General features: G+C 70.5%; 11 protein-coding genes. 7 read left to right on the top strand and 4 right to left on the bottom strand.

What is annotated here, in order from left to right:
- The coding region (locus Ssi02_RS38345) for an endonuclease/exonuclease/phosphatase family protein (RefSeq protein ID WP_204034370.1) at nucleotides 1–920 on the top strand (920 nt) is incomplete at its 5' end.
- Here the strand turns inward: Ssi02_RS38345 and Ssi02_RS38340 are convergent.
- Nucleotides 917–1,480 carry a TetR/AcrR family transcriptional regulator gene (locus tag Ssi02_RS38340; RefSeq protein ID WP_204034365.1) on the bottom strand — a complete coding sequence of 188 codons (564 nt, stop codon included), beginning with the start codon at nucleotides 1,478–1,480 and terminating at the stop codon, nucleotides 917–919. The two genes, Ssi02_RS38345 and Ssi02_RS38340, sit on opposite strands and share 4 nt — an antisense overlap.
- A gap of 90 nt (nucleotides 1,481–1,570) precedes the next feature.
- Here Ssi02_RS38340 and Ssi02_RS38335 point away from each other — a divergent pair, with 90 nt between their 5' ends.
- The 3 genes from Ssi02_RS38335 to Ssi02_RS38325 are packed head-to-tail and all read left to right on the top strand — an operon-like array spanning nucleotide 1,571 to nucleotide 4,547.
- Nucleotides 1,571–3,508, top strand: a complete 1,938-nt coding sequence (locus Ssi02_RS38335; RefSeq protein ID WP_204034357.1) for a fumarylacetoacetate hydrolase family protein — start codon at nucleotides 1,571–1,573, stop codon at nucleotides 3,506–3,508.
- Nucleotides 3,505–4,107: a DUF2867 domain-containing protein gene (locus tag Ssi02_RS38330; RefSeq protein WP_204034350.1), complete on the top strand. Its 603-nt coding sequence runs from the start codon at nucleotides 3,505–3,507 to the stop codon at nucleotides 4,105–4,107. Before Ssi02_RS38335 ends, Ssi02_RS38330 begins: the two co-directional genes overlap by 4 nt.
- Nucleotides 4,104–4,547, top strand: a complete 444-nt coding sequence (locus Ssi02_RS38325) for a DUF6463 family protein (RefSeq protein ID WP_204034349.1) — start codon at nucleotides 4,104–4,106, stop codon at nucleotides 4,545–4,547. The genes Ssi02_RS38330 and Ssi02_RS38325 overlap by 4 nt, the downstream gene beginning before the upstream one ends.
- Before the next feature lie 225 nt (nucleotides 4,548–4,772).
- Here Ssi02_RS38325 and Ssi02_RS38320 read toward each other — a convergent pair whose 3' ends face one another.
- Nucleotides 4,773–5,363, bottom strand: a complete 591-nt coding sequence (locus tag Ssi02_RS38320) for a TIGR03086 family metal-binding protein (protein WP_204034345.1) — start codon at nucleotides 5,361–5,363, stop codon at nucleotides 4,773–4,775.
- Between the two features lie 66 nt (nucleotides 5,364–5,429).
- Between Ssi02_RS38320 and Ssi02_RS38315 the strand changes: the two genes are divergently transcribed.
- A complete protein-coding gene (locus Ssi02_RS38315) occupies nucleotides 5,430–6,218 on the top strand; it encodes a helix-turn-helix domain-containing protein (RefSeq protein ID WP_204034340.1) in 789 nt (262 codons plus the stop codon).
- A 17-nt stretch (nucleotides 6,219–6,235) separates the two neighbouring features.
- On the opposite strand, the gene Ssi02_RS38310 is transcribed toward Ssi02_RS38315, so the two are convergent.
- Nucleotides 6,236–6,607: a DUF6223 family protein gene (locus Ssi02_RS38310; RefSeq protein ID WP_204034336.1), complete on the bottom strand. Its 372-nt coding sequence runs from the start codon at nucleotides 6,605–6,607 to the stop codon at nucleotides 6,236–6,238.
- 178 nt (nucleotides 6,608–6,785) lie between these two features.
- Between Ssi02_RS38310 and Ssi02_RS38305 the strand changes: the two genes are divergently transcribed.
- The gene (locus tag Ssi02_RS38305; protein ID WP_204034331.1) at nucleotides 6,786–7,913 is read left to right on the top strand and encodes a sensor histidine kinase; all 1,128 of its coding nucleotides are present in this window, start codon (nucleotides 6,786–6,788) and stop codon (nucleotides 7,911–7,913) included.
- Nucleotides 7,910–8,572, top strand: coding sequence for a response regulator (locus Ssi02_RS38300; protein ID WP_204034326.1), 663 nt, complete (start codon nucleotides 7,910–7,912; stop codon nucleotides 8,570–8,572). Before Ssi02_RS38305 ends, Ssi02_RS38300 begins: the two co-directional genes overlap by 4 nt.
- Here Ssi02_RS38300 and Ssi02_RS38295 read toward each other — a convergent pair.
- A partial coding sequence (locus Ssi02_RS38295; protein WP_204034324.1) for a hypothetical protein occupies nucleotides 8,536–9,665 on the bottom strand: 1,130 nt, incomplete at its 5' end. The two genes, Ssi02_RS38300 and Ssi02_RS38295, sit on opposite strands and share 37 nt — an antisense overlap.

Genomic DNA, 9,665 nt, shown 5'->3' with positions numbered 1-9,665 from the left:
ATCAAGCAGGCGAGGAAGCAGGCATTGGACGGAGGATCTTGAAGGCAGTGGTGTTAGCGGGGGCGATCGCTGCAGTCCTCTTGGCTCCGCCCGCCGTCGCGGAGGCGCGTACGGCGCTGGCCGTGATGACGTGGAACGTTTGCGCGGGCACCAACGCCGCCTGCCTCCTCTACCGGGCCGACCCCCAGCAGTTGGCGCAAAAGGTCGGGGACTACGCCGTCAACCAGCCGATCAAGCCGGACGTGATATTCCTGCAGGAGTTCTGCACCGGGGCGGACCGGGCTCTGGAGCTGGGACTACGGCAGCGCACCGGCCGGGCGTGGACAGTGCGCTCCGTCGCGCTCACCTCGAACACGGGCGTGCCGTACGCCTGCCATCCCGACAAGCTGGGTCGCTCGCGGGGCAATCAAAGCGTCACCGTCGCCGTCGCCTCCGGCAAGGTGTCCTTTCAGAGCCATCCGCTGTCCTCCCCGTCGTGGTATGTCAAGCGGGCGGTGCTCTGCGCCACCATCACCGGCAAGCGGGCCCACGTGTGCGGTACGCATCTTTCTGCAGGCACGCAATACGACGACGGGCAGCCGGGTGCTCCGTACCGCACCAAGCAGATCAAGGAGCTGATCGCCCTCGCCGCCAAGCCCGGCCATCACACCGTCTTCGGCGGCGACCTCAACGTCTCGCCACCCGGCAGCGGCTACGGCAGCGCCGCCGGGCGGCGTGCCGTGGTGCCCGCCTACCAGGCATATCGCGAGTGCGATCAGCGAGGGGGCAGCCGCACCGGGCGATGGACGCACAGCTCCGGCGGGAAGCGGAAGAAGCTCGACTACCTTTTCGCCCCGAAAAGCAGTTCGCGCCAGTGTCATGTGGCTCCCCCGACCTCCCTGTCCGATCACCGGCCCGTGTACCTCAAGGTGAGGTACTAGGTTTTCGGCAGCAGGGCGCGGATCGCCGTGTGGACGGCGTCGAGGTCCACCGACTCGGGGGCGACACGCCACTGGGCGTGAACGCCGATGACGGCTCCCACCAGCAAAACCGTGACCGCCTCCAGGTCGGCCCCCGCGGGTAGCGCCCCGGCCGGTATCCGGGTCCGGACCCCCTGGCGCAGCGCCGTGTGGAGTCGCGCGTAGTGCTCGCGGACCGGCGAGCCGACCTCTACGGCCTCCGCGAGCAGGGTGATGAACAAACGCGCGGCGGGCCGGCGGATGAAGTCCATGACCTGGTCCAGCGGGTCGGCGGCCCGCTGCCCCGGAGCCGGCGGGGCGAAACCGGCCAGCACGGCCTGGAGCTGGTCGTCGACCACCGCATCCAGCAGGCCCAGCTTGTTGCCGAAGTGCCAGGGGATGGAGCCCCGGCTGATGCCCGCCCGGTCGGCGATGTCCACGAAGCTCGTCTGCCGATATCCCTTCTCCGCGAAGAGCTCGGCTGCGGCATCCACCAGCAGCCGGCGGCTCTCCTGAGTCTGCTCGATACGTCGCGTGGCCATACCGACCATCTAACCGCTATGCCGGATGGCAGATCAAATGTCGGTCGATATAGCCTGTGTCAGTCAGCATAGAAACGAGGAGGTTCTCTCATGCGCTGGGTGACCTACGAGACCGACACGGGAGACCGCACCGGGTTGATCCGCGACGACCGGATCCACCCCGTCGCACCACACGTCGACCTGATCGAGCTCATCAGCTGGGGCGAAGACGGACTGCGGGCCGCCGAGGAGGCGGTGCTGGCCTCGGCGAAGCAGACGCCGAGCGTTCCGCTGGCCGAGGCCAGGCTGCGCGCACCGATCCCGCGCCCGCCCTCGATCCGGGACTGCCTGTGTTTCCTGGACCACATGCGCAACTGCCGGCAGGCCGCCGGTCAGCCGCGCACGCTCGACGACACGTGGTACCGGATCCCGGCCTTCTATTTCGCCTGCCCCTCCAGCGTCGCCGGCCCCCACGAAGACGTGGTGATCTCACCGGGCAGCGCCTGGTTCGACTTCGAGCTGGAGATCGGCGCGGTCATCGGGCAGGGCGGCAGGGACCTCACCCCGGAGCAGGCCGAGGAGCGCATCGTCGGCTACACGATCTACAACGACTGGTCGGCACGCGACCTGCAGCTAAGCGAGGCATCACTGGCGATCGGCCAGGCCAAGGGCAAGGACGGCGCGACGACACTCGGCCCGTTCCTGGTCACCCCGGACGAACTGGAGCCCTACCGCCGCGACGGCAGGCTCGCCCTGCGGGCCGAGGCGAAGGTCAACGGGCGGACCATCGGCTCAGGGTGCACCGGCACCATGGACTGGAGCTTCGGCGAGGTCATCTCCTACGCCTCGCGCGGCGTGGAACTGCTGCCCGGTGACGTGTTCGGCTCGGGTACGGTGCCCGGCTGCTGCCTGATCGAGCACCTGTCCCTCACCGACCCTGCCGCCTTCCCCGGCTGGCTGCGGGACGGCGACCTCGTCGAACTATCGGTCGAGGGGCTCGGCAGTACCCGGCAGACCGTCCGCGCGAGCGCCCCGCCGCACCCGCTGAAGCCGCGGCAAAACCCTGACAGACGGCCCGCGCGCCCACGGGTGAACCGTGCCCCGTCGAAGCTGCCCTACTCGCGCGGGCTGCACGAGGTCGGCAAGGGGGTGTGGGCCTGGTTGCTGCCCGACGGCGGGTACGGCTGGAGCAACGCCGGCCTGGTCACAGGCACCGGTGCGTCCCTGCTGGTGGACACCCTGTTCGACCTGCCGCTGACCGCCGAGATGCTCGGCGCGATGCGCGAGATCACCGATCGGCACCCGCTCACCCACGCCGTCATCACCCACTCCAACGGCGACCACACCCACGGCAACCAGTTGCTGGGCGAGCACGTCCAGATCATCGCCGCCGAGGCAACCTGCGCCGAGATGCGGCACGAGATGCCTCCGGAGATGCTGACCTCCCCCCAGATCATCGACATCGGCCCGGCGACCGGCTACCTCCGTGAACGCTTCGCCCCTTTCGACTTCAGCGGCATCCGCCTGCGGATGCCCGACCGGACCTATGACGGGGAGCTGACCCTGGACATCGGCGGCCGGGAGGTACGCGTGATGAACCTCGGCCCCGCTCACACCAGCGCCGACTCGGTTCTGCACGTGCCCGACGCGGGTGTGCTCTTCGCGGGCGACCTGCTGTTCATCGGCTGCACTCCGATCGTGTGGAGCGGCCCGATCGCCAACTGGATCGCCGCCTGCGACACGATGATCGCCACCGGCGCGCACACGATCGTCCCCGGCCACGGCCCGGTCACCGACCCCGACGGGATCCGCGCGGTGCGCGGCTATCTCACCCACGTGATCGGCCAGGCGGACGCCGCCCACGCCCGCGGCCTGTCCTTCGCCGAGGCGATCGAGGCGGTGGACCTGGACGAATACGCCACCTGGCTGGACGCCGAGCGGATCGTGGTCAACCTCCACCGCCGCTACCGCGAGATCGACCCCGACGCCACACCCCGGCTGGACCAGATGACGCTGATGGCCTTGATGGCCGGGAGGACACTCTCATGAGGCTGCCCGCGACCGCGCACACCTCTCGCGCCTGGCGCGTTCACGAGTTCACCCGCGACTTTCAGGTGGAGGACGTGTGGTCGTTCCGCACTCCAGGGGCCGGCCCCGGCGACTTCCCAGCGATGCTCGCGGCGATGCGGACCGCCGGGGGGCTCGCGAAGCAGCCCCGGCCGGTGAGGTTCCTGTTCGCCCTCCGGTGGCGGCTCGGCGCGCTTTGCGAGTGGGACACGCCGTCGGCCGGGCTCGGGAGGCGGGTCGGCTCACTCCGGGACCGCCTGCCCGGCGACATCCGTGACGCGCCACGCGGCCCGGACCACGAGGGCATGCCTCTCAAAGCGGTCTACGAGCTCGACCTGGAGTCCGTGCGCGAGCTGGCTAACAAGACCGTGCACACCTTGATGCATCTCGGCTGGGTCCAGGGGGCGAGCGGCGACTACGAGCTGCGGATGGCCGTCCTCGTCAAGCCCAACGGATGGTTCGGACGACTCTACATGGCGGCCATCGCCCCTTTCCGCTACCTCATCGTCTATCCGGCTCTGACCCGGCAATGGGAACACGCCTGGCGTAACCGCGACCAGGGGACGGGGAGGTCACTATGACGTCCGGAGAGCGGCTGCTGCGCTGGGCGAGCGGGATCATGGTCGTGCTGGGGTCAGGACACCTGTCCTTGGTGGTGTTCACCGCCTGGGCGGAAATGACCGGCTGGGTCGATCGGGGGGTGTGGGCCGCTGTTCCGCTCGCGTTCACCGGCGGGGGCGCCGCGCAGACGGTGGAGTCCGTGCAGAACAAGCTCGTCTTCTGGTCCGGCCTGGGCGGCTTCGCCGTACCTCTCGGTCTCCTGGGCTACCTGACCTGGCATCTCGCCGACCGCGGGGTGGTTGTGCCCGCGGGGGTGGGCTGGGTCCTCGCGTTGTGGTGCGTGCTGGGCGGCGTCCTGCTTGTGCCATCGCCGTTCTTCGTCGGGGCCGTGTCCGGGGCGCTCATCATCGTGGCGGCGCGGAGGGCGGACAGGGGCCGGCAAAAGAACCAGCACGCCTGACCGCAAGAATCGCGACGCGGGCGGCAAGGGCACCGCCGTGATCAACACCCTGCCCACCTGGTCCCCCCGGCGGGTTCACCGCCGCTGTGCGGCGCGACCTCGACCGCGCCGCCGACGCCCGGTGCCGACGAGATGCACATCACGCTCAGCGTGACGGTCAAGCCTGTGCTCCGTTCCTCGGGGTGGTCAACCCCTTTCACCCGAAGTCCGGATTTGAGTTCTGGGTCAGGCCGGCGGGCTCCAGCGCGGGTCGCGGCCGGAGGCGGCGAGGGCGCGGTCGAAGAGCGGCGCGTCGGCGGGGATCCGGACGGGGGCCGCGAAGCCGTCGTATTGGCGGTAGGACTCGGCGTGCTCCTCCACCACCTCGAAGATCATGCGCGCCAGGTCGTCGGGGACGTGGATCTCCTGGCCGGTCGCGCGGGCGACGTCCCAGCCGTGCACGACCATCTCCTTGATCACCATCTGGGCGATCGTCACGGCGGGCATGCTCGCCCAACCCAGGTCCACCTCGCCCGCCCAGACGGCGGGGTCGGCCCAGGCGTCCACCGCCCGGTCCAACTGCTTGGCGTATCCCTCGGCCCAATCGGGCTCGGCGGTGAAGTCGCGCTCGACCAGCTCCTGCGGCAGGGGCTCCCGGCGGGCCCGGCGCTCAAGACCGTGCGAGGTGTACAGAACCCAGTGGTTGACCAAGGTCCGGGTGTCGAAGGCCGTGCAGGGCGTCGGCCCGTCCAGCTGCCCGGCCCGGACACCGCGGGCGAGACGTGCGGCTTCCGCGGCAGCGCTCGCCATCAGGGGATGAAGTGCGTGAACATGCATGTCTCCCATCGTCGAGCGGGCACCGTACGTCCGTCTTGAACAAACGCGACAGCTAACCTTGAGGGCGTGACCTCCCTCGGACGCGGGGTGCTCCACCCCGAGCGGGGAGCGGCCGTGATCAGCGTCGCCCGGCACGAACCCGCCGCCGGGCTGACGCGCTGTGTCGAGTTCTATTGGATGGTGCGGTGGGACCGGCGTGGCTTGCCGGCCTATGAGCAGAAGGTCCTGTCCCATCCCAACATCCACCTGGTCTTCGAGGCACCTCGGGCACACGTCTACGGGGTCGACCGCACGTTGTTCGTGCGGCGGTTGGAGGGGGCCGGGTACGTGTGGGGGGTGAAGTTCCGCCCCGGGTGGTTTCGCCCGTTCACCGGCCGGGCCGTGATCGAGCTCGCCGACCAGGCGTTGCCGGCCGCCGAGTTCTTCGGCGACGAAGCCGACCGGCTCAACGATCGGGTGCTCGCCGGGCCCGCCGACCCGGCACGGCTCGCCGCGCTCGTCGATCCCTTCCTGCTGGCCCGGCTGCCCGGGCCCGACCCGTCGGCGGAGACGGCGGCCGCGATGGTGGAGCACATCACCGCCACCCCTGACCTGCACAGGGTCGACCAGGTGGCGGAGGTGTTCGGCGTCACCGTGCGCACGTTGCAACGCCTGTTCGCCGACTATGTCGGCGCGTCGCCCAAGTGGGTGCTGCGCCGCGCCCGCCTGCACGAGGCCGCCGAGCGGGCCGCTCGCGGCGACGTCGACTGGGCCGGGCTCGCCGCCGACCTCGGCTATGCCGACCAGGCGCACTTCACCCGCGACTTCACCGCCGCGGTGGGCGTCTCCCCCGCGCGCTACACGGTCCGGGTCTAGGTGGTCCCTGCTCGCGGTCAGCCGGTACGGCGGGAGCGGACCAATGCCAGCGCCCCGAGGACCATGGCGACCAGCCCCACCACCAGGGCCACGTAGCCGCCGACGATTCCATAGCCGGTGCCGGGCCCGCCCTCGGCGGCGGCCACGACCAGCCCGCCGATGACCGCGCCGGCCAGTCCGGCCGGCAGGGCCACGCCGGCGGCCCTCCTGACGGAGCGGGCCAGTGCCAGCCCGCCGGCGACCATGCCTGCCACACCCAGCGCTATGCCGGCCAGCGACCAGAGACGTCCGGCGGTGAAGGCATAGCCGCTCACGGCGGCCGGCTGGGCCAAGGCGTGCTCGGCCGCCGAGGTGGCGAGCTCGAGACCTCCGAGCAGGTGAACGAACATGACGTGCTCCTTCGGCTGGATGTGCCTCGATCGTGCCCGCCGACCCCGCCGCCGGTCGTCCTGCGAGCGCAGACACTTCGTGCTGCCGCCGGCGCCGTAGGAGTACTGCGTGCGCAGTAGGCCGCTGGTCGTCCACGCGCAGGAGTTACCCACGCGAACATGCGAATAAAGTGCGCGCATGAGAACAGGACGGTCCAGTCGCCGGGCAGCCGCCGGAGACTGGGCGATCGCCGTCGGTGTGGCGGCCACGCTGCTGGTCACCGGGCTGGCCGGACAGCGGTCGACCGCATCCCTCGACCTGCTCGGCTACACGCTGCTGGCGGCGGGCGGCCTGGCACTTGCCGCGCGCCGCCGGGCCCCGATCACCGTCCTGGTCGTCACCGGTCTGTGTGCGGTGGGCTACCAGGCGGCCGGTTTCGACGTGCCCGCCGTCGCATACCTGTTCGCGGTGTACAGAGCAGTACGAGTGGGACACCGCGCCGTCACGGTGGCGGCGAGCGTGGTCATACTGGCCCTTCTCCCCCTCGCGGCCATGGCCTCGGGCCTGCACGACACGGGTGAGGCGTTCGCACAGGCGCGCGGTGCCCTTGAGCTGGCCTGGCTGATCGCGGCCGGCGCCGCGGGTGAGGCGCTGCGACAGGCCGAGCGGCGGGCCGATGAGGCCGAACGCACCCGGGAGGAGACGGCGCGGCGCCGAGCCGGCGAGGAGCGGCTGCACATCGCGCGAGAGCTGCACGATTCACTCACCCACCAGATCTCCGTCATCAAGATTCAGGCCGAAGCCGCGGTCCACCTGGCCCTCAGGCGCGGCGAACAGGTGCCGGAGGCGCTGCTGGCGATCAGGGAGGCGGGGCGCGAGGCGGACCGGGAGCTGCGCGCGACCCTGGACGTGCTGCGCGACGACGGCACGAGCCCGCCGCACGGTCTCGATCACGTCCCGGAGCTGGTCGAACGCGCCAGGGCGACCGGCCTTGCGACGAGGCTGACGGTCGGAGGAGAACGACACGACGTGCCCGCCATGGTGGACCGGACCGCATACCGGATCGTGCAGGAGTCGCTGACCAACATCGCCCGGCACGCCGCCGCGGCCACCGCGTCGGTCCGGATCGACTACCACCCCCACACCCTGGTCATCCGGGTCGACGACGACGGCAAGGCCACCCCGGACGCCGTGCCGGTGCCCGGCATGGGGCTGCTCGGGATGCGTGAACGGGTCACCGCCCTTGGCGGTCGCCTGCGCGCGGAGCCACGCCATGAGGGTGGCTTCACCGTACACGCCGAACTTCCCGTGGAGCGCACACCGTGATCCGGGTCCTGCTGGTCGACGACCAGCCGCTCATCCGCAGCGGATTCCGCGCGATCCTCGACCTCGAGGACGACATCGAGGTGGTGGCCGAGGCCGCCGACGGGAGGGAGGCCCTGGCGCTGGTCAGGGAACACCTGCCCGACATCGCCCTCATCGACATACAAATGCCGGTCGTCGACGGCATCGAGGCGACCCGGCGCATCGCCGCGGACCCGGCTCTGGCCGGAGTGCATGTCGTCATCCTGACGAACTACGGCTTGGACGAATACGTATTCAACGCGCTGCGCGCGGGCGCGGCCGGATTCCTCGTCAAGGACATCGTGCCGGAGGACTTCCTGCACGCTCTGCGCGTCGCCGCGCGCGGCGACGCGCTGCTCGCACCGTCGATCACGCGCCGGCTGATCGACCGGTATATCAGCCGGCCGCTCGGCACAGGTGCCGCCGCTGGGCTGGAAGAACTGACCAACCGGGAACGCGAGGCCGTCGCGCTGGTGGCTCAGGGCCTGTCCAACGACGAGATCGCCGAGTGCATGGTGATCAGCTCACTGACCGCCAAAACCCACATCAACCGGGCGATGGCCAAACTCCATGCCCGCGACCGCGCTCAACTCGTGGTGCTCGCCTACGAATCGGGCCTGGTGGTCCCGCGAGGGAACTGACACCAGATCTCCGCGGCCACCTCCTGTGCCGGCCTGCCGTCGGTGGTGATGCGCAGGTCGCCGGCTCCGGCGGCGTCGAGCACCTCGGCCTCGTGTGCGGCGCGTCCGGCGGCTTGTTGCAGGCCGGCCGCGGGGAGCCCTTTCAGCTCGTCGCCCGGGATCGCCGGGCCCTCGCCGCGGCCGCGCAGCGCGACCCGCTCGGCGAGGGTCGCCGCCTCGGCGTGCAGGCGGATCACGGTGGGGGTGGTGCCGGGCAGGAGGCCGGTGTAGCGGCGGACGGAGTCGTCGGAGTCGGCCTCGCCGGAGACGATCAAATATCGGGCTCCGGCTGCACGATATCCGGCCCAGAGGGCGGCGAGGTTGCGGGCTTTGAGGACGGTGGGGGCCGGGCGTAGGGCGCCGATCTGTTTCACGTCCACGTAGGCGGCCCGCACGCCGGATCGCACGATCCGGCGGAAGACCTCGTAGGCGACGGTCGATTTCCCGACCGCCGTGGCGCCGGAGAACCACAGCAGTGGGATCCGATCGCCCTCCTCGGAGACCCGCACCGCCGGGAGGGGCAGGGGAAGGACACCGGGCAAAATTGTGCCGGGCCATCCGCCTGCCCGTTCCCGGATCAGCCTGGCCACCTCGGGCACCGTCAAACCGCCGGTGTCCACGCACATGTCGGTGAAATCCGCCCGGTCCAGCGCCTCCGCACGGGCCAGCGCCGCGTCCACCAGGTCCAGACGCCAGCCCCTAACAAGAAAGCGTTGTCTCAGCTCGGCGCTGCCGGCACGCAGCCGGCACAGGGTCCAGGCGGCGTCAGGAACACGATCGGTGTACTGACGGACCTGCTCGGCCGTGTCGGCGATGCCGGCCAGGATCATGCAGCGCATGCCCTCCCGGCGGAGGTTCGGCCATATGGCGGCCAGGTTCTGTGCGCCGATATGGTGGGTGACGCTTTCCGGCGTGGGATGGCACAGGCTGATCTGGTCACTGTCGACGAAAGCCGTCTTGATCCCTTTGCCGGTCCAATGCGTGAACAGTTCCCAGCCGACCGAGGACTTCCCAACTCCCGAGGGCCCCGACAACCACAGCACAGGGATGGCGC

It is taken from the genome of Sinosporangium siamense, assembly GCF_016863435.1.
Lineage (GTDB): Bacteria > Actinomycetota > Actinomycetes > Streptosporangiales > Streptosporangiaceae > Sinosporangium > Sinosporangium siamense.
The sequence above is the reverse complement of the archived record's forward strand: the minus strand, read 5'-3'. Positions and strand labels throughout refer to the sequence as shown.

Bases quoted from the DNA above. Each gene is read 5' to 3' on its own strand.
- Ssi02_RS38340 (WP_204034365.1), bottom strand. From the start codon at position 1,480: ATGGCCACGCGACGTATCGAGCAGACTCAGGAGAGCCGCCGGCTGCTG.
- Ssi02_RS38335 (WP_204034357.1), top strand. From the start codon at position 1,571: ATGCGCTGGGTGACCTACGAGACCGACACGGGAGACCGCACCGGGTTG.
- Ssi02_RS38330 (WP_204034350.1), top strand. From the start codon at position 3,505: ATGAGGCTGCCCGCGACCGCGCACACCTCTCGCGCCTGGCGCGTTCAC.
- Ssi02_RS38325 (WP_204034349.1), top strand. From the start codon at position 4,104: ATGACGTCCGGAGAGCGGCTGCTGCGCTGGGCGAGCGGGATCATGGTC.
- Ssi02_RS38320 (WP_204034345.1), bottom strand. From the start codon at position 5,363: ATGCATGTTCACGCACTTCATCCCCTGATGGCGAGCGCTGCCGCGGAA.
- Ssi02_RS38310 (WP_204034336.1), bottom strand. From the start codon at position 6,607: ATGTTCGTTCACCTGCTCGGAGGTCTCGAGCTCGCCACCTCGGCGGCC.
- Ssi02_RS38305 (WP_204034331.1), top strand. From the start codon at position 6,786: ATGAGAACAGGACGGTCCAGTCGCCGGGCAGCCGCCGGAGACTGGGCG.